Origin of the sequence: Amycolatopsis sp. NPDC051061 (assembly GCF_040682935.1) — a bacterium.
Lineage (GTDB): Bacteria > Actinomycetota > Actinomycetes > Mycobacteriales > Pseudonocardiaceae > Amycolatopsis.
On record NZ_JBFBBZ010000012.1, the window covers coordinates 209,128 to 228,781 of the forward strand.

Annotated in this window: 24 protein-coding genes and 1 tRNA gene; 8 read left to right on the plus strand and 17 right to left on the minus strand. The window is 70.2% G+C overall.

The features are described 5' to 3' along the window. Window positions 1-24: 24 nt before the first annotated feature. Window positions 25-1,377 carry a dicarboxylate/amino acid:cation symporter gene (locus AB0N03_RS18845; RefSeq protein WP_364372865.1) on the minus strand — a complete coding sequence of 451 codons (1,353 nt, stop codon included), beginning with the start codon at window positions 1,375-1,377 and terminating at the stop codon, window positions 25-27. A 100-nt stretch (window positions 1,378-1,477) separates the two neighbouring features. Further along, window positions 1,478-2,107: a nucleoside triphosphate pyrophosphatase gene (locus AB0N03_RS18850; RefSeq protein ID WP_364372975.1), complete on the minus strand. Its 630-nt coding sequence runs from the start codon at window positions 2,105-2,107 to the stop codon at window positions 1,478-1,480. Between the two features lie 134 nt (window positions 2,108-2,241). Here AB0N03_RS18850 and AB0N03_RS18855 point away from each other — a divergent pair, with 134 nt between their 5' ends. Further along, window positions 2,242-2,370 (plus strand): hypothetical protein, encoded by a 129-nt coding sequence (locus AB0N03_RS18855; protein ID WP_364372868.1) that lies wholly within the window; start codon window positions 2,242-2,244, stop codon window positions 2,368-2,370. 63 nt (window positions 2,371-2,433) lie between these two features. On the opposite strand, the gene AB0N03_RS18860 is transcribed toward AB0N03_RS18855, so the two are convergent. The 4 genes from AB0N03_RS18860 to AB0N03_RS18875 all read right to left on the minus strand — a co-directional run bounded on the left by AB0N03_RS18860 (window position 2,434) and on the right by AB0N03_RS18875 (window position 6,554). Beyond that, window positions 2,434-4,047, minus strand: coding sequence for a DHA2 family efflux MFS transporter permease subunit (locus AB0N03_RS18860; RefSeq protein WP_364372870.1), 1,614 nt, complete (start codon window positions 4,045-4,047; stop codon window positions 2,434-2,436). After that, the gene (locus tag AB0N03_RS18865; RefSeq protein ID WP_364372873.1) at window positions 4,028-4,654 is read right to left on the minus strand and encodes a PadR family transcriptional regulator; all 627 of its coding nucleotides are present in this window, start codon (window positions 4,652-4,654) and stop codon (window positions 4,028-4,030) included. The genes AB0N03_RS18860 and AB0N03_RS18865 overlap by 20 nt, the downstream gene beginning before the upstream one ends. A 151-nt stretch (window positions 4,655-4,805) precedes the next feature. After that, complete coding sequence (locus AB0N03_RS18870; RefSeq protein WP_364372876.1) at window positions 4,806-6,383, minus strand: TROVE domain-containing protein; 1,578 nt, start codon at window positions 6,381-6,383, stop codon at window positions 4,806-4,808. Between the two features lie 102 nt (window positions 6,384-6,485). Continuing rightward, window positions 6,486-6,554, minus strand: a tRNA-Arg gene (locus tag AB0N03_RS18875). Window positions 6,555-6,695: 141 nt separating this feature from the next. Between AB0N03_RS18875 and AB0N03_RS18880 the strand changes: the two genes are divergently transcribed. Both AB0N03_RS18880 and AB0N03_RS18885 read left to right on the plus strand, forming a co-directional pair. Next, window positions 6,696-7,589, plus strand: a complete 894-nt coding sequence (locus tag AB0N03_RS18880) for an LLM class flavin-dependent oxidoreductase (protein ID WP_364372879.1) — start codon at window positions 6,696-6,698, stop codon at window positions 7,587-7,589. 9 nt (window positions 7,590-7,598) lie between these two features. Continuing rightward, entirely contained in the window at window positions 7,599-8,057 is a 459-nt protein-coding gene (locus tag AB0N03_RS18885) for a MarR family transcriptional regulator (protein WP_364372882.1), read from the plus strand. Here the strand turns inward: AB0N03_RS18885 and AB0N03_RS18890 are convergent. Genes AB0N03_RS18890 through AB0N03_RS18925 form a run of 8 tightly spaced genes read right to left on the minus strand, consistent with a single transcriptional unit; the run spans window position 8,008 to window position 13,326 of the window. Further along, window positions 8,008-8,199, minus strand: coding sequence for a DUF397 domain-containing protein (locus AB0N03_RS18890; protein ID WP_364372885.1), 192 nt, complete (start codon window positions 8,197-8,199; stop codon window positions 8,008-8,010). The two genes, AB0N03_RS18885 and AB0N03_RS18890, sit on opposite strands and share 50 nt — an antisense overlap. Beyond that, complete coding sequence (locus tag AB0N03_RS18895) at window positions 8,168-8,386, minus strand: Scr1 family TA system antitoxin-like transcriptional regulator (RefSeq protein ID WP_364372888.1); 219 nt, start codon at window positions 8,384-8,386, stop codon at window positions 8,168-8,170. Before AB0N03_RS18895 ends, AB0N03_RS18890 begins: the two co-directional genes overlap by 32 nt. 15 nt (window positions 8,387-8,401) lie before the next feature. After that, complete coding sequence (locus AB0N03_RS18900; RefSeq protein ID WP_364372890.1) at window positions 8,402-8,623, minus strand: acyl-CoA carboxylase subunit epsilon; 222 nt, start codon at window positions 8,621-8,623, stop codon at window positions 8,402-8,404. Further along, window positions 8,620-10,257, minus strand: coding sequence for an acyl-CoA carboxylase subunit beta (locus AB0N03_RS18905; RefSeq protein WP_364372893.1), 1,638 nt, complete (start codon window positions 10,255-10,257; stop codon window positions 8,620-8,622). Before AB0N03_RS18905 ends, AB0N03_RS18900 begins: the two co-directional genes overlap by 4 nt. Window positions 10,258-10,283: 26 nt before the next feature. Next, window positions 10,284-10,949 carry a response regulator transcription factor gene (locus AB0N03_RS18910; protein ID WP_364372896.1) on the minus strand — a complete coding sequence of 222 codons (666 nt, stop codon included), beginning with the start codon at window positions 10,947-10,949 and terminating at the stop codon, window positions 10,284-10,286. Beyond that, window positions 10,946-12,052, minus strand: a complete 1,107-nt coding sequence (locus AB0N03_RS18915) for a sensor histidine kinase (RefSeq protein WP_364372899.1) — start codon at window positions 12,050-12,052, stop codon at window positions 10,946-10,948. Before AB0N03_RS18915 ends, AB0N03_RS18910 begins: the two co-directional genes overlap by 4 nt. Window positions 12,053-12,086: 34 nt before the next feature. Next, entirely contained in the window at window positions 12,087-12,878 is a 792-nt protein-coding gene (locus AB0N03_RS18920; protein ID WP_364372902.1) for an SRPBCC family protein, read from the minus strand. 31 nt (window positions 12,879-12,909) lie between these two features. After that, a complete protein-coding gene (locus AB0N03_RS18925; protein WP_364372904.1) occupies window positions 12,910-13,326 on the minus strand; it encodes a MarR family transcriptional regulator in 417 nt (138 codons plus the stop codon). 79 nt (window positions 13,327-13,405) lie between these two features. On the opposite strand from AB0N03_RS18925, the gene AB0N03_RS18930 reads away from it, so the two are divergent. Next, window positions 13,406-13,963 carry an NAD(P)H-dependent oxidoreductase gene (locus tag AB0N03_RS18930; RefSeq protein WP_364372907.1) on the plus strand — a complete coding sequence of 186 codons (558 nt, stop codon included), beginning with the start codon at window positions 13,406-13,408 and terminating at the stop codon, window positions 13,961-13,963. Here the strand turns inward: AB0N03_RS18930 and AB0N03_RS18935 are convergent. Further along, on the minus strand, window positions 13,960-14,532 hold the full coding sequence (locus AB0N03_RS18935) for a TetR/AcrR family transcriptional regulator (RefSeq protein WP_364372910.1): 573 nt from the start codon (window positions 14,530-14,532) through the stop codon (window positions 13,960-13,962). The two genes, AB0N03_RS18930 and AB0N03_RS18935, sit on opposite strands and share 4 nt — an antisense overlap. A gap of 73 nt (window positions 14,533-14,605) precedes the next feature. On the opposite strand from AB0N03_RS18935, the gene AB0N03_RS18940 reads away from it, so the two are divergent. Beyond that, window positions 14,606-15,796 carry an FAD-dependent monooxygenase gene (locus tag AB0N03_RS18940; protein ID WP_364372913.1) on the plus strand — a complete coding sequence of 397 codons (1,191 nt, stop codon included), beginning with the start codon at window positions 14,606-14,608 and terminating at the stop codon, window positions 15,794-15,796. On the opposite strand, the gene AB0N03_RS18945 is transcribed toward AB0N03_RS18940, so the two are convergent. Further along, window positions 15,768-16,127: a helix-turn-helix domain-containing protein gene (locus tag AB0N03_RS18945; RefSeq protein ID WP_364372916.1), complete on the minus strand. Its 360-nt coding sequence runs from the start codon at window positions 16,125-16,127 to the stop codon at window positions 15,768-15,770. The genes AB0N03_RS18940 and AB0N03_RS18945 overlap by 29 nt on opposite strands. Window positions 16,128-16,210: 83 nt before the next feature. Here AB0N03_RS18945 and AB0N03_RS18950 point away from each other — a divergent pair, with 83 nt between their 5' ends. Both AB0N03_RS18950 and AB0N03_RS18955 read left to right on the plus strand, forming a co-directional pair. Then, window positions 16,211-17,062 (plus strand): NAD(P)-binding domain-containing protein, encoded by an 852-nt coding sequence (locus AB0N03_RS18950; protein WP_364372919.1) that lies wholly within the window; start codon window positions 16,211-16,213, stop codon window positions 17,060-17,062. Then, a complete protein-coding gene (locus AB0N03_RS18955; RefSeq protein ID WP_364372921.1) occupies window positions 17,059-17,796 on the plus strand; it encodes an SDR family oxidoreductase in 738 nt (245 codons plus the stop codon). The genes AB0N03_RS18950 and AB0N03_RS18955 overlap by 4 nt, the downstream gene beginning before the upstream one ends. On the opposite strand, the gene AB0N03_RS18960 is transcribed toward AB0N03_RS18955, so the two are convergent. Next, window positions 17,780-18,556 (minus strand): NAD(P)H-dependent oxidoreductase, encoded by a 777-nt coding sequence (locus tag AB0N03_RS18960; protein WP_364372924.1) that lies wholly within the window; start codon window positions 18,554-18,556, stop codon window positions 17,780-17,782. The two genes, AB0N03_RS18955 and AB0N03_RS18960, sit on opposite strands and share 17 nt — an antisense overlap. Before the next feature lie 71 nt (window positions 18,557-18,627). Between AB0N03_RS18960 and AB0N03_RS18965 the strand changes: the two genes are divergently transcribed. Beyond that, a complete protein-coding gene (locus AB0N03_RS18965) occupies window positions 18,628-19,626 on the plus strand; it encodes a helix-turn-helix domain-containing protein (protein WP_364372927.1) in 999 nt (332 codons plus the stop codon). The last annotated feature ends 28 nt before the right edge of the window (window positions 19,627-19,654 follow it).

Here is a 19,654-nt window from a genome sequence, read left to right on the forward strand (position 1 = left end):
AAGGCCACACTGGGGCGCTTCGGGTCAGGCGGGGGCGGGTTCCGTGTGACGCGCTTCCGTGCCTTCGTCGCTGTGCTGCGGGTTGTCGGTCGGGGCGTTGAGGACCTCTTCGTCGAGGAGGCCTTCGCCGCGGGCCACGACCACCGGGACCACGATCTGGCCGGCCACGTTCGTCGCCGTGCGCATCATGTCCATGATCGGGTTGACCGAGTAGATCAGCGCCAGGCCGAGCGCCACCTGCTTGGCGTCGAGGCCGATGAACGACGTCGTCAGCGTGAACGCCGTCAGCCAGCCGGTGGTGCCGGCCGTCGCCAGGGCGCCGACCACCGCGACCACCACGATGCCGACGTACTGCCAGAAGTTGAGCTGCACCCCGGCCAGGTTCGCGACGAAGATCGCCGCGATCGCCGGGAAGACCGCCGCGCAGCCGTCCATCTTCGTCGCGCTGCCGAGCGGCGTCGCGAAGGCCGCGTACGCCGGCTGCACGCCGAGGTTCACCGCGGACTGGCGGGTCAGCGGCAGCGTGGCGGCCGAGGACTGCGAGGCGAACGCGAACTGGATCGCCGTGCCCGCCTTCGCGAAGAACTTCAGCGGGCTGACCTTCGCCACGAACTGCAGCAGGATCGGGTAGACGACGAACAGCACGAGCAGGCAGCCGACGTACACCGCGAGCGTGGTGGAGAACAGCGGCCGGAACAGCGCGTCGCCGTAGTTGGACACCGCCGCGCCGATCAGGCCGATGATGCCGATCGGGGCGAGCCGGACGATCCAGCCGAGGTAGCGCTGGATGATCTCGAAGACGCTCGTCGTGAAGTCCACGAACGGCTTGGCCTTGTCACCGAGGCTGTACGCGGCCGCGCCGATGACCAGCGCGAGAAACAGCACCTGCAGCGTCTCGCCGTCGGCGAAGGCCTTGATGAAGTTCTCCGGCAGCAGCCCCTGGATGAAAGCGCTCCACGAGCCCCAGCTGTCGACGCTCTTCGCCGCCTTTTCGGCGTTCTTCGCGGTCGCTTCGACGCCGCCGAGGCCGCCGACACCCGGGTTGAAGAGCTTGCCGACCGCGATGCCGATCAGGGACGCGATGAACGACGTGATCGCGAACCACATGACCGTCTTGCCGCCGAGCCGCGCGGCGGTGCGGCCGCCGCCGAGCTTCCGGAGGCTGTTGATGCCGACCACGATCGCCGTGAAGACCAGCGGGATCACCGCGACCTGCAGCAGCGTGGTGAAGATGGTGCCGATCTGGTCGAGGAGATCGGTCAGCCACCCGGCCTCGGTTTGCCGCGCGACGACGCCGAGCAGGGCGCCGACGATGAGCGAGCCGAGAACCGCGGCCGCGAACACCCGCGGCTTGGTGTAAGTCCGTACAAAAGACACGGGGCGACTCCGGTGCTCGAAAGTTTCTTGTTTTGCCTCGTGAAGAGAACGTCAGGCAAGAGGAGACTCTTCCGGATCACCCGTTGGTGTGGTGCTCTTCTCAGGATGCGGGAGGTCGCCAGAGATCCACGACACTCACGCCGACTTCGGCCAGCAGCCGGCGCGTCAGCGGCAGGCTGATCCCGATGACGCTCGTGTGGCCGCCGTCGAGCCCGTCGATGAACCAGCTGCCCAGGCCGTCGATCGTGAACCCGCCGGCCACGTGCAGCGGCTCGCCGGTCGCGATGTAGGCGTCGACCTCCTCGGGGCTGGGGGTGCCGAACCGGACGGTCGTCGACTCCCAGCCGCTGGTCTCCTTGGCCCGCGTCCCGCCCTCGAGCCGGACGACCGCGTGCCCGGTGAGGAGTTCACCGGATGTCCCGGCCATCGCGGCCCAGCGCTGCCGCGCGATGTCCGGAGTGGGTGGTTTGCCGACCATCCGCCCGCCGATGTTCAGCATCGAGTCGCAGGCGACGACGACGGCGTCCGGGTGCGCCGCGGCGACCTGGTCGAGGACCGCTTCGGCCTTGGCTGCCGCGAGGGCCGCGACCAGCTCCGAAGGCGACGGGTCGGTCAGCGACGCGGCGACGGCGTCCTCGTCGACGCCGGAGACGAACACGGCCGGATCGAGGCCCGCGGAGCGCAGGAGGGCGAGGCGGGCGGGGGACTGGGAGGCGAGGACGAACTGCATGGCTTGAACGGACACAGGCCGAACGTACCCGGGCGCTCGCCGTGACCAAATTGTGACCGGCGTCACCCGGCGAACGGAGTTAGTTTGTTGTGGCTCGCAACATATGGCGCTGGGGACAGACGCGGAGGTGACCGATGACCGTACGGGTCACGGAATCGACGTCGGCCACCAGGTCGCAGTCGCTGTGGACCAGGATCCGCGCGACGAAGGGCCGGGCGACCATCCGGGCGGATTCGGCCACGGCCCCGAAGACCGCTCGCTGAACCACCGCTCCCGCGGTTCGTGCGAGCCTCCGGGCACCCGACACCCGGAGGCTCGCACGGTTTTCAGGCCGCGGCGGCCTCGGGAGCCGGCGTCGGGGCGGCCCAGCGCGGCTTCACCTGCCGCATCACGGCGGCCGAAATGACGCCCAGCAGCAGCACCGCCATCGGCAGCAGCATCGTCACGCGAGCGGCGTCCGTCAGTCCACTGTGGACGGCGTCCGAGGCGAGCTTCCCCGCCTGGGCGGCGATCTCGGCCGGCACCCCCGGCATCGGCGACGGTCCGCCGGCGGACCCGAACTCGCCGGTGCTCGCCGCGGCCTTCGCGATGCCTTCGGCGAACGGCGCCCGATACTGCGGAGGCAGCTGAGCCGCGGCCTCGGCCGCTTCGGAAGCGATCGACGAACTGACCTGCGCCTGCAGCAGCACGCCGATCGCGGCGGACCCGAGCACCCCGCCGACCTGCCGGGACGTGTTGAAGATCCCTGACGCCGTCCCGGCCAGCCGGGGCTCCACCGAACCCATCGTCATGTTGCTCATCGGCGAAAAGATGCAGCCGATCCCGAGCCCGCACAGCAGCAGCGCCGGGATGAAGCTCCACGGGCTGCTGTCCGGCGCCGCCTGCCACGAGATGACCCCCAGCCCCACCGCCAGCGCGGCCAGCCCGAACATCACCAGGTACTTGCCGTTGACCTTGTCGGACAGGTTCCCGACGAACGGCGCCACGATCCCCGACAGCAGCGACATCGGCGCGGTCAGCAGGCCCGCCATCGTCGGGCTGAGCCCGAGCACCGACTGGATGTAGATCACCAGCGGCAGGAACATGCCGGTCATCGCGAAGCCGACTGTCGTCGCCGTGAGCGTGCCCGCCGAGAAGTTCCGGTTCGAGAACACCTGCAGCGGCAGCAGCGGCTCCCGCTTGTTGACCCGCTGCCACACGACGAACGCCACCAGCAGCAGCACGCCGGCGCCGATGATCTCGAACACCGTGATCCCGCCCCAGACGGCGCCCCAGTCGTACTGCTGGCCGTTCTGCACGCCGAACACGATGAACAGCAGCGCCGCGCTCGAGAGCACGACGCCGATCACGTCGAACGAGTGCGAGTGCTTCGGCTGCCAGTCCGGCACCAGCAGCAGCGCCATGACGATGGCGACCACGCCGATCGGCACGTTGACGTAGAAGATCCACTCCCAGCCGAAGTGGTCGACGAGCACGCCGCCGAGCAGCGGGCCGGTGATCGTCGCCAGGCCGGCGACGCCGCCCCACATGCCCATCGCCGGGCCGCGCTTGGCCGGCGGGAACAGGTGCGTGATGAACGCCAGCGTCTGCGGCGTCATCAGCGCGGCGCCGATGCCCTGCACGGCACGCGCGGCGATCAGCATCTCGACGTTGCCGGACAGGCCGCACCACAGCGACGCGCCGGTGAACACGACCAGCCCGGCGAGGAACACCCGCTTCGGGCCGAAGCGGTCACCGAGGCGGCTGGTGAACAGCATCGGCACGGCGTAGGTCAGCAGGTAGACGCTGATCACCCAGACGACGGAGTTCAGCCCGGCGTTCAGCTCGCGCAGCATGGTCGGGATCGCGATCGACACGATCGTCGTGTCGAGCAGGATCATGAAGAAGCCGAGGCACAGCGCGCCGAGCGCCGCCCACGGGTTAGCTTGTCTTGCGTTCATCGTCGTCTTCCTCGGTGATGAGCGTGAGCTTCGGTTGTTCGCAGTCCTGGAACGGGATCCGTCCGGACTTCAGGTCTTCGTGGAGGCGCTCGGTCCACTCGAGCTCGAACTTCCTGTGGTCGCACTTGTACCGCCAGTCGAGCCAGTAGATCGGTGGCGTCCGGTCCTCGGCGAGGCGCTCCAGCACGGCCTGGTCGGCCGCGACGCCGGCACGCAGCCGCGTGATCCGGTGTTCGAGTTCGAGCAGCGACGTCTCCTTGCCGAGCTCGTCGATCACGGCGAGCCCGGACAGGTAAGCGGGGAACTCGTCGGCGAGGTCGCCCAGCAACTCGCGGCCACGCTGGCTGAACTCGTCCAGCCCGGCCTGGGTCATGCCGTAGACGGTCCGCTCGGGTCGCCTGCCGTCACGCTGCGTGTCGACGACTTCGATGAAGCCGTTGCGCTGCAGGCGTTCCACGGTGTGGTAGAGCGACCCGGCCTTCACGTTGACGCGGGTGCTGACGTAGCGCTCGCGCATCAGCGAAGCCATCTCGTAGGGGTGCATGGGCTTCTCGTGGAGCAGCTCCAGCACGGCGAGGCCGAGTGGGGTCAGCTTGGCCAAGGCCATGATCGTTACTCCCTTCGGATGACTCCAGGCCGTTTATTCCACGTGGACTATACGGCGCAGACTAGCGCTCGGTCCACACTCATTCCTGTGACGGTCCGTACACAGCGCGAAGGCCCCCATGATCCCGTCAAGGGGGCTTCCACGGCTTCTCTCAGAACGGCCAGTCGGCGTTCCGCCCCGCCTCGAGCAGGGGAATCATCCGGAACCCCTGGTCGGTCAGGCCGCCGAACGTGTGCCGGTGCCCGCTGCCGGACGGCGCGTGGCCGTACCGGTAGCCGGCCAGGTTCCACGTGTACAGCGGCACGCGCACGGGCAGTGACTGTCCGACGTCACCCTGGCCGGCCTGCTCGTCGGTGAGGATGACGACGCGGTCGTGGTTCGCGAAGTGCTTCTTCACCGCGCCCGCCGTGTTCGTGCCGCCGCCGAGGAAGTACCCGCGGGACTTCCAGTGCTCGACGTCGCTCAGCAGTGACCCGCCCGGCCGCAGCTTGAACACCTTCGTGTGCGCGCCGCCCAGCAGGAAGCCGTCCGAGAACGACACGACGTCGGCGTCCGCGCACCGCCGGCCCAGCGCGAGGCCGAACACCGCGGCGGCGTCCCAGCGCATGAGGGAGCCGTCGCGGCTGAAGCCCGTGTTCATCGACGCCGAGGTGTCGACGAGCACGAGCGTCCGGCCCGGCAGCTCCGGCACGTTCGCCAGCGAGTGCGCGATCGCCTGCTCCACCGCCCACGCCCAGCGCAGCGACGGCGCCGCGCGGTAGGCCGACAGGAACCGCATCGGCAGCTGCCGCGACTTCGCGACCCGCGCGGGATCGGCGAGCCGGGCGGCGACCCGCTGCGCGACCTCGTCCGAGACGCCGGCCTCGTCGAAATTGCGCAGGTTGCGAAGGAGCGCCATGTAACCCATCGACGGGATCAGCGCCTCCCAGACGCGCGCGTCGAGCGGACCCTGCAGCCAGCCGGCGACCGACTCCCACGTCATGCCCGCCGCGCGGAGGACGTCCGCGGCGTCCGGCCGGGCGAACAGCGCACGGCGGCGCGGCACGTCCCACGCCGTCAGCTCGGCGCAGGCGCGCAGCACCTCGAGCGCGTCCGGCAGCGGGTTCCCGCGGCCGTGCCGCTCGTCGAGGATGTGCTTGAACAGCGCGGAGTCGCCGTTCGACGGGTGCGTCAGCTCGAGGACGTCGGCGAAGCGGAACGCCCGCGCCCCCGAGTCCCACTTGACGTAGGAACGCTCGTCGTAAAGCTTCCGCGCCGCGTCGGCGACGCCGCGCTTGACCGGCTTCGGGATGTTCTTGCCGTGCACGGAAGTCCAGTAGGCGAGCAGCTCGCCGGGCTCGTCGGCGCGCTGCAGGACGCCGGCGACGACCTGGCGGCCGAGCCCGTCGAGCCCGGCGTCGCGGCGCGCCTTGGCGAATTCGGCCGCACCGACGAGCGACGCGGTGCGCAGGTTCGCTTCGGTGCGCAGCCAGCGCAGGAACCGGGCTGTCCACTCGGGATCCTCGAGGGTCGCGGCGTGGACGAGCTCGGTGTAGCGCGTGTCGCGCTTTCCGGCGGGCTCGTAGAAAGTGTGCTCGCCGAGCATGTTCGTGACGGCGAGCAGGAAGAGCTCGGACCGTGCGTCGCGCGCGTAGCCGGCGCCGCCCTCGTGGGTCACGCCGGACGGCGTGGCCTCACCGCGGACCGGAGAGGTCGCGGCGGGCGCGCGGGCGGTGTTGAACTTGCTCATTTCTCCCCCTCGTGATGGGGGAGCCGCGGCCACAGCGATGCCCGAGATCGAAGTCGGTGAAGGTACGGTTGCTGCTCTGCCAGGCTGAGCTACCGGACCACGTGGTCCGGGAGGGATTCGAACCCCCGACCTGCCCAATAGGAGTGGAAGTAACCCTCACCGCCGCACCGGGCGAGAGCTACGTTAGCCGCCGCGCCGCCCCGGGGGAACCGAATATCCGCGCGGCACGCGGACCGCCTGGCGGGTACCGGTAGTTCGTGCTAAGAACTATGTATAGTCAGTTCGTAGCACGAACTAACACTGGGAGGAATCATGACGCACTTCGGCATCGGCGTGTCCACCGCCGTCACCGCCATTCCCGGCACCCTGAAGCTCGCCACTCAAGCCGACCGCGCCGGGCTGGATCTGCTCACCGTGTCCGATCACCCGTACCACGCCGACCGGCTCGACGCGTACGCCGAGATCGGTGTCCTTCTGGGGCGCACCGAACGGATCTCTGGCCTGGTCAGCGTCACCAACCTGCCGACGCGCCCCGCGCCGATGCTCGCTCGCACGATCACGTCGCTGAGCGCTCTGACCGGCGGCCGGATCGTGCTCGGGATGGGCGTCGGCGGGCTCTGGGACGACATCGCGCGGCTCGGGTTCACCAAGCTGACCCCGGGGCAGGCCGTCCGCGCCTTCGAAGAGGGCATCCGGCTCGTCAAGATGCTCGGCGACGGCGGCGAGCCGGTCACCTTCGACGGCGAGTTCTACCAGGTCACCGACCTCGAACCGGCCGCGGAAAAGATGCCGCCCGTGTGGACCGGCTCGGTCGGGCCGAAGTCCCTCGCCGTCACCGGGCGCGTCGCCGACGGGTGGATGCCCGGCCGCGCCGCCGACTGGCTCAGCGAGCGCTACCGCACCTCGCGCCCGCTGATCGACAAGGCCGCCGTCGACGCCGGCCGCGAGCCCGCCGACGTCGTCACCGTCTACAACTTCCCCGGCCGCATCACCGAAAACCCGCTCGAGAACACCCGCACCGACGACGGACGCTGGATCGGCGGCTCCCCGGACCAGTGGATCGAGGAGCTGACCGGCGCGGTCCTGGAGCACGGCGCCGCCGGGTTCGTGCTGTTCGGGCCGGGCGGCAGCACGCCCGACGAGGATGCCGCCGCGCGCTGGGCCGGGGAGATCGTGCCCGCCGTGCGGGAAGCCGTCGCGAAGTAGGCTGGTGCGATGGGGAAACGCGGGGAGGACCTCGGCGTGGTGGCCGGGCTCGTGCGGGCGTCGTTCCTGGTGAACGCCGTCTACGCCGAGTCAGCTCGTGAGTACGGGCTGACCGTGCAGCAGGGGCAGCTGCTGTGCGTGCTGATGGGCCGGCCGTACGGCATGGGCGACCTCGGCGCGACGCTCGGCCTCGAGAAGTCCAGCCTGACGGGCCTGGTCGACCGCGCGGTCCGGCGCGGGCTCGTCCGCCGCGAGCCCGACCCGGACGACCGCCGCGCGGTCCAGGTGGTCTTGACGGGCGAAGGCCGCGACCTGGCGGAGGACTTCTACGCCGCGACCTGCCGGCGCGTCGACGAGCTGGCCGCGGGCCTGAGCACCCCGGACCGCGACCGGCTCGCGGGGCTGCTGGGGTTGATCGTCAGCGAGAACGAGGCTCCGACGGTGTTCCTGGACACCGTTCAGCGCTGAGGAACGCTTCCCACGCGCGAGGTTCGACGGCGAGGGTGCCGCCGCTGCGGTCTTTCGTGTCCCGCACCAGGACGGTTTCACCGGAAGCGACTTCGACGCAATTACCCTGGCTACCCGTGTAGCTGCTTGTCCGCCAGGTCATCTTCGCCTCCGTACAGCTCGATCGCCAAGGTACTGATCAGCTCCTTCGATTCTTCCCGAGACAGGGCAGTTTCGGCCAGTGCGGTGACGATGCGTTCGTAGGTGGCCGTCTCCTCGGGTTCTTCGAGGAAGACCGTGGTCGTGGCGTTCTCGAGGTAGACCACCGGCCGGATCTCGGCGAACTGCATCAGCGTGAGCAGCGATTAGCTCTGAGGAAAACCCGAAGCGCGCCAAGCACCTTCGCCGGCGTGAAGCGGCTTACGCAGCGAAGCGGCGTGATCGCCCCACCACGACGTACGCGGCTTCGGTTTCTTCGCGGGCGAAGCGGCCGACGCCGCGGCGACGACCGCCGTCAGCGCCGCCAGCTCGGCGTCGCTCGGGTTTCCGCGGACCACCCGCAGCAGGGGCTTCTCGTCGCTGCTCACAGCGGGATGTTCCCGTGCTTCTTGGGCGGCAGCGACTCGCGCTTGTTGCGCAGCAGCGACAGCGCCCGCGCGACGTGCCCGCGGGTGTGCGCCGGCACGATCACCGAGTCGACGTAGCCGCGCTCGGCCGCCGCGTACGGGTTGAGCAGCGTGTCCTCGTACTCCTGGATCAGCTCGGCTCGCAACGCGTCCACATCGCGCCCTTCGGAAGCCGCGTTCGCCAGCGTCTTGCGGTGGACGATGTTCGCCGCGCCCTGGGCGCCCATGACCGCGACCTGGGCGGTCGGCCAGGCGAGGTTGATGTCGGCGCCGAGGTGCTTGGAGCCCATGACGTCGTACGCGCCGCCGTACGCCTTGCGCGTGATGATCGTGACCAGCGGAACCGTCGCCTCGGCGTAGGCGAAGATCAGCTTCGCGCCGCGGCGGATGATGCCGTTCCACTCCTGTTCGGTGCCCGGGAGGAAGCCCGGGACGTCGACGAAGGTGAGCACCGGGATGTTGAACGCGTCGCAGGTGCGGACGAACCGCGCGGCCTTCTCGGAGGCGTCGATGTCCAGGCAGCCGGCGAACTGCGTCGGCTGGTTGGCGACGACGCCGACGCTCTGGCCGTCGACGCGGCCGAAGCCGACGATGATGTTCGGCGCGAACAGCTCGTGGACCTCGAGGAACTCGCCGTCGTCGACCACGCGGTTGATGACCTCGTGCATGTCGTACGGGGTGTTCGGCGAGTCCGGGATGATCGTGTCGAGCTCGCGGTCGGCGTCGGTGACGTCGTCGAAGAACCCGGCGGGGGTGTCCGATTGCTCGAACACCGGCGCGTCGGAGAGGTTGTTCTGCGGCAGGTAGGAGAGCAGTTCCTTGACGTAGGCGATGGCGTCTTCGTCGTCGTCGCCGAGGTAGTGCGCGACGCCGGACTTCGTGTTGTGGGTGCGGCCGCCGCCGAGCTCCTCGAAGGTGACGTCCTCGCCGGTGACCGTCTTGACGACGTCCGGGCCGGTGATGAACATCTGCGAGGTCTCGTCGACCATCACGACGAAGTCGGTGAGCGCGGGGGAGTAGACGTGCCCGCCCGCGTTCGCGCCCATGATCAGCGAGATCTGCGGGATGACGCCGGAGGCCTGCACGTTGCGGCGGAAGATCTCCCCGTAGAGGCCGAGCGAGACGACGCCTTCCTGGATGCGCGCGCCGCCGCCTTCGTTGATGCCGACGATCGGGCGGCCGGTCTTGATCGCCAGGTCCATGACCTTGACGATCTTCTCGCCGTAGACCTCGCCGAGGCTGCCGCCGAAGACGGTGACGTCCTGGCTGAAGACGCAGACCGGGCGGCCGTCGACGGTGCCGTAGCCGGTGACGACGCCGTCGCCGTAGGGGCGGTTCTTCTCCTGGCCGAAGTTGGTCGAGCGGTGCCGGGCCAGTTCGTCGAGCTCCACGAACGAGTTCTCATCGAGCAGCAGCTCGATCCGCTCGCGCGCGGTCTTCTTGCCCTTGGCGTGCTGCTTCTCCACCGCGCGGGCCGAGCCCGCGTGCACCGCCTCGTCGTAGCGGCGGTACAGGTCGGCCAGCTTGCCGGCCGTGGTGTGGATGTCCGGTTCATCCTCGGGCGGCGTCCCGAGCGGCTCCGTCGCACTGCTCATGGCACCGGAGCTTAGCTACTTGCCGGTCACTTCGCGTGTGGCGTAGGCAACGTTCGACCGACCAGGCCGGATTCGTACGCCGCGATCACCAGCTGCGCCCGATCGCGGGCCGCGAGCTTGTGCAGCAGCCGGCCGATGTGGGTCTTCACCGTCGCGATGCCCAGGTGCAGCCGCGTCGCGATCTCGTCGTTCGACAGGCCCCGGGCGATCAGCGTCAGCACCTCCTGCTCGCGCGCCGTGATCCCGTCCAGCCGCGCGGTCACCGGGCCCGTCGGCAGCCGCGCGAACTCCGACACCAGCCGGCGCGTCACCGAGGGCGCCAGCAACGCGTCCCCCGAAGCCACGATGTCGATCGCCGACAGCAGGTCCGCTGGGCGGGTGTCCTTCAGGAGGAACCCGCTGGCACCCGCGCGCAATGCCGCGTAGACGTACTCGTCCAGGTCGAACGTCGTCAGCATCAGGACCCGGACTTCCGTTTCCGCGCAGATCCGGCGGGTCGCCTCGATCCCGTCCATCTCCGGCATCCGGACGTCCATCAGCACGACGTCGGGGAGTTCGCGCTGGGTCAGCGCCACCGCCTCGACGCCGTCGGATGCCTCACCGACCACCTCCAAGCCCGGCGCGCTGTCGACCAGCACCCGGAAGCTGCCGCGCAGCAACGCCTGGTCGTCGGCGATCAGGACGCGGGTCATCGGGCCACCGCCGTCTCGTAGGGGAGCCGGGCGAACACGCGGAAACCGGGGTCGGCCGGCTCCGCGGAGAACTCGCCGCCGTAGACGGCCACGCGCTCGCGCATGCCGATCAGGCCGTGGCCCGGGGTCGCGGTGCCGCCGCGGCCGTCGTCGCGGACTTCGATGCCGACCTCCCCCTCGCCGCCCGTGACGCGGATGCGGCACGTCGTCGCGCCCGCGTGCTTGACCACATTGGTCAGTGCCTCCTGCACGATCCGGTACACCGACTGGCCGACGCCGCCCGGCAGCTCGTCGAGACCGTCGACCGTCAGGTCGACATCCAGCGCGCCCGCCTGCTCCGCGCGCTCGGCGAGCGCGCGCAGGTCGGCGAGCGTCGGGGCGGGTGCCAAGGCCGGGACGCCGGTGCCGTCGCGCAGCACGCCGAGCATCCGCCGCAGCTCGGCCAGCGTCTCGCGGCTGGTGTCTTCGATGACGCGCAACGCTTCCCGCGCCTCCGCGGGCTGCTCCAGAGCGACGTGGTTGCCGACCGCCGCCTTCACCGCGATCAGGCTCATGCTGTGCGCGACGACGTCGTGCATCTCGCGCGCGATCCGCAGCCGTTCCGCCGAAACCGCTTCCCGCGCGTGGGTTTCCCGCTCGGCGGCGGCGTACTCGCGGCGCCCGTGGACGGCGATGCCGAGCGCGAACCCGACGATCAGCGCCGACGCCCCGAAGTTGACGGTCGTGGCGGTGCTCGGGTTCGGCACCGCGACCCCGAGCAGACCGATGCCGAGCAGCCCGGCCGCGAACCCGACCCGCGAAGCCCGGCTGCCCCGGCGCACGACGAAGGTGTAGAGCGCGCACCCGGCCGCCACGACGGCGATCGCCAGCACCGGCCCGCCGATCGGCACGGCCGCCGCCGTCAGCACCAGCGCGAGGACGTAGGCGGGCCGGGGCCACCAGCGCCGCAGCAGGATCGGCGTGACGCTCGTCAGCATGATCGTCCAGCCGAGCCACGCGGGCAGCCACGGCGGCAGCGCCCACGCGCCGGCGGCGAGGTTGCCGCCGGCCCCGAACGCCAGCACCAGGACCGCGAGCGCGTCCAGCACCACGCGAATTCGCATGCACCGAACGTAATGCGGACGCGGCCCCCGCGCGTCAACCCTGAGTCGGACGCTCCGCGTAATGCTTCTTCACGGCCTCGACGCGCTCGGCCGTCCAGCCCGGCAGGTCGACGCCGTGCGTCGCGGCGAACAGCTTGTCGAGCTGCTCGTGGCGCCGGGCGAGCTGTGCCGGGACGTCGTCTTCCTGCTTCTCCGTGAACTCGACGCGGGTGCCTTCGAGCGGGTCCTGGAGCACGTGCCAGCCGGGTTCGTCCGGGAGCAGCGCCCGGACCTCGTCCACCGGCTGCCAGACGAGGTCGCGGCGGAAGCGGATCGTGCCGTCGGTGAGAACCTCGCCGAAGCCGAGACCGAATTCGTCCACATAGGACGCCATGCGGGCGTGCCAGTCCGTCGGCTGCTCGAAGTCGCGGCCGGACAAGCGAGCGTCGAGGGCGTGGAGGCAGACGTCCCAGCCGCTCGCGGTGCGGCCCGCCGCGAGCTTCGCGATCGCCGGGTCGCCGCGGCCGAACGTGTGCGTGAACTCCAGGAGGCTGCCGTCGCCGTCGGGGGAGATCAGCCAGCGCAGGGTGTCGTCGTTCCAGACGAAGGTGAACTCGCGCGGCGGGTCGGCGGTGACGACCCGCCCGGTCGTCGTCGTGTCCTCGCCGGGGAAGGCGAATCGGATGGCGCCACCGGCGCGCAGTTCGACGTCCACCTTCGTCGGGAACCAGTGCGCGAGCTCGCCCGGGTCCGTGATGGCGTGCCAGACCTTCTCGGGCGCGTGCTTCAGGCGGCGTTCCAGCCGCAGCACCGGGCGATCCTCGGTGGTCAGCAGTTTCGCGGGCATGCCTGTATATAACCACTGAGGCATATACGGGTCAAGCGCCCCGGACGGCGACGACCGCGGCCGTGAGTTCCGGGTCGCTCTCGGCCTTGTCGAGCGACGTCCGCAGCACCGAGCAGTACGTCGGCTCGGTTTCGGCGTAGCGCTTTCGGCCGGCGTCGGTGATCACCGAATAGACGCCGCGGCGATCGTCTTCGCACAGGTCGCGGATGGTCAGGCCGGCGTCTTCGAGCCGTGCGCACATCCGGCTGACCGAGCTCTGGTTGAGCCCGATCGCTTCGGCGAGCTCCTGCATCCGCAGGCCGCCGCGCGGACCCGCGACCAGCTTGCCGAGCGCGCGGTACTCGGACAGGCCGAGCCCGTGTCGCCGTTGCAGTGCCTTCCCCAGGTCCTGCTCGATGCGGGCGTGCAGCACGAGCATGCGTCCCCAGGATTCTTCATCGACGGTCATCTTCCCGCCTTCCTCTTGACACCAGCATAGTCCAGGGACAGTCTTTATATGTACATGCAAGTAACTGAGGGGACATGTGATGACGCGGAGCTTCCTCTTCCTGGTCGGCGCGGCGCGGGCCGGCGGGAACACGGAGATGCTGGCCCGGCGAGCGGCCCGGGAGCTGCCTCGCGACGCCGAACAGCGGTGGCTCCGGCTGCCCGAGCTGCCGCTGCCGCCGTTCGAAGACCGCCGCCACGGCGCGGGCGACCATCCGGCGCCGGGCGAGAACGAGCAACTGCTGATGGACGCGACGTTCGCGGCGACCGACATCGTCGTCGTGTCGCCGGTGTACTGGTACTCGGTCGCGGCGAGCGTGAAGCTGTACCTGGACTACTGGTCGGGCTGGATGCGGCTGCCCGTCGAGTTCAAGCCGAAGATGCGCGGCAAGACACTGTGGGGCGTGAGCGTCCTGAGTGAGACGGCCCGCGAGGCCCAGCCGCTGATCGGCACGCTCGAGCTGTGCGCGGAGTACCTCGGCATGAACTGGGGCGGCGTGCTCCTGGGGAACGGCAGCCGCCCCGGCGACGTGCTCCTGGACGCCGACGCGATGTCGGCGGCTTCGACGTTCTTCAGCCGCGCTCTCGTGACGGCCTAGCTCAGGACGTCGGCGGCGATCAGGCGCAGGCCGCGCACGAGGTCGGCGCCCGACGGCGCGCGGTCCGGGTCGATCAGCCACTGCAGCATCGCGCCCGAGAGCAGGGCCTGGTGCACGGTGCCGACGGCCCAGGCCGCGTCGCCGCCGTCGTCGAGGCCCTGGAAAAGGTTCGCCAGCCCGAAGCGGGCCAGCTCCAGGGCGTTCGCCAGCTGCGCGCGCACTTCGGGGTCCAGATCCGGCTGCGAGCAGGCCTCCATGCTCACCGCCCACATCCGGCGGTGCTCCTCGAACGACTCGATGACCCGGCGCCAGATCAGCTCGAACCGTTCGGCCGGTGACGCGCCCGCCGGCGTCTCCACCTGCAGCACCTTGGCCAGCGTCTCGCCCCACTCCTCGTTCGCCTCGATCAGCGCGGTGTTGAGCAGGGCTTCCCGCGAGCCGAAGTGGTAGCCGATGGCGGCCATGCTCACGTTCGCCGCCGAGGCCAGGTCGCGCACGGTCGTGCGGGCGTAGCCCTTCTCGTTCAGACAGCGCTTCGCGCCGGCCAGGAGCGCTTCCTTGTTGCCCATGGCCCGACCCTAGCACGAACGTCTTAGGCGAACGCCTTGCGCGATCGCCCAAATCGTCGTTATGGTTCCCGGCATGACGAACCGACGAGTCCTCATCTCCGGCGCCAGCGTCGCCGGCCCCGCTCTCGCCTTCTGGCTCCGCCGCCACGGCTTCACGCCGACGGTCGTCGAGCGCGCTCCCGAGCTGCGCGACGGCGGCTACGCGGTCGACTTCCGCGGCGCGTCGCTACGGGTCCTCGACCGGATGGGCCTGCTGGAGCGGGTCGAAGCGGCCGCGACCCGGATGGGCGACGTGACCTATGTGGACGGTGCGGATCGGCCGCTGGCCGGCACGCCCGCCTCGTTCCAGAGCGGCGAGCTGGAAATCCTGCGTGGCGACCTGTCGCGGATCCTGTACGACGCCACGAAGGACGACGTCGAGTACGTCTTCGGTGACTCGGTCATCAGCGTCCTCGACCACGACGACGGCGTCACGGTCACCTTCGAGCACGGCGAGCCGCGCGAGTTCGACCTGGTCATCGGGGCCGACGGGCTGCACTCGAACGTGCGCTCGCTGGTCTTCGGCGCCGAGTCCCGGTACCGCCGCGACCTCGGGTACTACGTTTCGATCTTCACCGTGCCGAACCATCTCGGCCTCGACCACGTCGGCCGGTTCTACAACGAGCCGAACCGCACCATCGGCGTCTACAGCGCGCGGGACAACGCGGAGGCGAAGGCGCTGTTCTGGTTCGGCTCCCCGCCGATCGACTACGACCACCGCGACGTCGAGCAGCAGCGGCGGATCGTCGAGGAGACGTTCGGTGGTGCCGGCTGGGAGACGTCGACACTGCTCGACGCGATGCGTGAGGCGCCGGACTTCTACTTCGACTCGGCCAGCCAGATCGTGCTCGACTCGTACTCACGCGGCCGCGTCGCGCTGGTCGGCGACGCCGCGTACTGCGCCGCGCCGCTCTCGGGAATGGGAACGAGCCTCGCGATCGTCGGCGCGTACGTGCTGGCGGGCGAGCTCGCGGCCGCGGCCGGCGACCACGCCACGGCGTTCCGCGCGTATGAGTCCGAGATGCGCGGCTTCGTGGACGCCTGCCAGAAGCTGGCCCGGGGCAACGGGAAGTGGTTCGTGCCGCCGACCCGCGGATGGATCCGGCTGCGCAACCTGAACTACAAGCTGCTGCCGTATTTGCCGTGGCGCAAGGTGATCGAGGAGCTGCCGCTCAAGGCGGGCAACGCGATCACGCTCAAGGAGTATGCGGCGGCGCGGGCGTGACGCCGCGGCGCTTCGCGATGCCGGCCATGTTCTCCTCGCCCCAGTCGCCCAGCGGCAGCAACGCGGTGTTCAGCCGCTGACCCAGGCCGGTCAGCGAGTACTCGACCTTCGGCGGGATCTCGTGGAACACCTCGCGGTGCACGACCTCGTCCGCCTCCAGCTCCCGCAGCGCCTGGATCAGCATCTTCTCGCTGATCCCGCTGACTTTCCGCTTCAGCTCCCCGAACCGCAACGGTCCGGCGTGCAGCGCCCACAGGATCAGGGCCTTCCAGCGGCCGCCGACGACGTCGATCGCCGCGTCGAGCCCGCAGCGGTAGGTTCTGGCCAGCATGCAGGATCCTTACCTTTCGGTGGGTACCTGACTTAATAGTCGGTACTTGTCCATAGTAAAGCGCTGGTTGCAGCATGATCGGCATGGGAGAAAGCAAGAAACAGATGGGCGTGCTCGGCCTGGGGCGGATGGGCGCCGCCCTCGCCGGAGCGTTGCTGGGGGCGGGCCACGACGTCGTGGTGTGGAACCGGTCGCCGCTCAAGGCGGGTCCGTTGCTCGACCGCGGCGCGCGTCTCGCGGCCACGCCCGCGGAAGTGGCTTCGGCTGACGTCGTCCTCAGCTGTCTGTCCACGTACGACAGTCAGCGGCCGGTGCTGGAAGCCGCTTCGGTGAAGGTGCTGGTCAACCTCACGTCGGGAACGCCGGCTGAGGCTCGCGACTTGGCCGCTTGGGCGTCGTCGGCGGGGATCGACTACGTGGACGGCGTGATCATGGCGGTGCCGCAGGGCATCGGGACTGCGCAGTCACGGATCCTGTACAGCGGTTCCGCGCCGGTGTTTTCCGCGCACCGTGAGGTGTTGTCGGTGCTGGGGGAGCCGGTGTTCCTCGGCGAGGACGCCGGTCTGGCGGCGCTGTACGACCTGGCGCTGCTGGGCATCATGTGGTCGACGATGGCCGGGTACCTGCACGCGCTGGCGCTGGTGGGGACCGAGGGGGTCGCGCCTTCGACATTCACGCCGATGGCGTTGTCGTGGCTTTCGGCGGTCGGCGGGTTCCTGCCGGGGATCGGCGCGCAGGTGGCCGACGGTGACTACGCGACGGATGTGTCCGCTTTGGACATCAACGCGGCCGGGCTCGGCCTGCTGGTGGAGACGAGCCGCGCGCAGGGGATCGGCGCTTCGGTGCCCGAGGTGCTGCGGGAGCTGTTCGACCGTGCGGTGGCGGCGGGCCACGGTTCGCACAGTATCGCGAGCGTCATCGAGGAGATCCGGTGAAGTATTCGGGCAAGAAAGCCGTGGTGACGGGCGGCACCCACGGCATGGGGCTGGCGGTGGTGCGGGCGTTGCTGGACGGCGGCGCGGAGGTGCTGGCGACGGGCCGGGACGTGTCGGGCCTGGACCTGCCGGCGCACCTGCTGTCGTCGGACGCTTCGTCGTTGGCCGACATCGACGCGTTGGCCTCGGTCGCCGCGGACACTCTCGGCTCGCTGGACCTGGTGTTCATCAACGTCGGTTTCGCGACGTTGACGCCGTACCCGGAGGCGACGCCGGAGATCTACGACCGCACGTTCGACGTGAACGCGAAGGGCGCGTACTTCACGGCGCAGAGGCTGGCGCGGCTGGTGCGACCGGGCGGATCGTTCGTGTTCACGACGTCGGTGGCGGCCGGGGCGGGCATCGCGGGAATGGGCCCGTATTCGGCGGCGAAGGCGGCGGTGCGGTCGTTCGCGCTGACGTACGCGGCCGAGCTGGCGCCGCGCGGAATCCGCGTGAACGTGGTCAGCCCGGGCTACACGGACACGCCGACGATGGGGGTGACGGGGGTGCCGGCCTCGACGCTGGCGGCGTTCAAGAAGACTGGCGACGAGGTAACGCCGTTGAAGAGGCACGCAAGGCCGGAGGAAGTGGCGGCGGCGGTGCTGTTCTTGGCGTTCGAGGCAACGTTCACGACCGGAGCGGACCTACCGGTGGACGGCGGCTTGGGGGCGCGGCTCACCCTGCCGGCATGAGGTGGACACCCAAGCCCGTCGCGCCGGGGGCGCGGTCCGAGCGCAGCACCAGGTCTTCGTCGTAGTCGCCGCCGTTCTGGGGGCGGAACGGGATCGGGTCCGCCGTCTCCAGCGTGCGCAGGCGCTCGCGCAGCCGCTTCCGGGCTTCGGTGAACTGCTCGTCCGGCAGCCGGTCGGCGCCGTAGACCGGGAGCGGCTCGAGGACCGACATCCCCGCGTAGAAGAGCGTTCCGTGGTGCAGCGGCCACAAGACCTCGTTCAGCGCGCCGTTCACCCCGCGTGGGCCCATGGCCGGCTCGCGGGCGCCCGCGGTGAGCACCACCATCGCGCGCTTGCCCGCCAGCCGGCCCTCGCCGTAGCGCAGCGTGCGGCCGTCCTCCGCTCGGACGCCGTAGCCGAATCCCTTCACGAACACGCGGTCGAACCAGCCCTTGAGGATCGCCGGCATTCCGTACCACCACAACGGGAACTGCACGACGACCGCGTCCGCCCAGTCGAGCTTCTCCTGCTCGGCGACGATGTCCGGGCTCAGCGCGCCCCGCGCGTGCGCACGGGCCGACGTCGCCCCGACGACCAGCCGCTCGTCGCCGGCCTCGGCGCCGAAGTCGGCGACGTCGACCACCGGGTTCCACTTCATCCCGTACAGGTCGGACTCCCGGACGTCGTGACCGAGCTCGCGCAGCGTCCGGAGCCCGTCGTCGCGGAGGGCCCCGCTCAGCGAGCGCGGCTCGGGATGCGCGAAAACCCACAAAACGTTCATGACTTCGATGGTCACCCGGGCCGCCGGCGCGGTCGAGTGGCCTGATAGCCAACATGTGCAAGAATCGAGCCATGGCCGAATTCCTGCACCCGTTACGTCACCACGTCGCCGTGCTGGTCAGGCACGGCATGCTCGTGATGGAGCTGGGCATCGTCCACCGGCTCTTCGGGCAGGCGCGCTCGGCGTCGGGCGAGCCGTTGTACGAGGTCGTGACGTGCACCCTCGAACCCGGCCCGGTCCGCACCGACTCGGACTTCACCATCCCGATCGACCGCGGACCCGAGGTCCTCTCCGAGGCCGACACCGTGATCGTCCCCGCGTCACTGATCGAGTACGAGCCCATGGCGCGCGTGCTGACCCCGCCCCTCGCGGCGGCGCTGGACCGGATCCCGGGGGACGCGCGGATCGCGTCGATCTGCACGGGCGCGTTCGTGCTCGCCGCGGCCGGCCTCCTCGACGGCCGCCGCGCGACGACCCACTGGCGCTCCGCCGACGACCTCCAGAACCGGTTCCCGGAGGTCGAAGTCGACCCGTGCGTGCTCTACACCGACGACGGCAACGTCCTGACGTCCGCGGGCGTCGCGTCGGGGATCGACCTGGTGCTGCACATGATCCGCCGCGACCACGGCGCGGCCGTCGCCAACGAAGTCGCCCGCGGCACGGTGGTCTCCCCGCACCGCGAAGGCGGCCAGGCCCAGTTCGTCCGGCGGCCGGTGCCCGAGCCGCGCACGTCGTCGACGAAGGCGGCGCGGGCATGGGCGCTGGAGAACCTGCACCGCCCGCTGACGCTGCGCGAACTCGCCGCCCGCGAGGCGATGAGCACCCGGACGTTCACCCGCCGCTTCCGCGACGAGGTCGGCATTTCGGCCCTGCAATGGCTGACGCAGCAACGAATCGAGCGCGCCCGCCAGCTGCTGGAGGAGTCGGACCTGCCGGTCGACCGCGTCGCCACCGAAGCCGGCTTCGGCACGGCGGCCTCGCTGCGCCAGCACTTCCAGGCCGCGCTCGGAGTGTCCCCGAGCGCGTACCGCACGACGTTCCGCGGCGAACTCGCGACGCAGGCGGGCTGAGCTGCGGCCGAGCCGGCCGGAGTGCTCG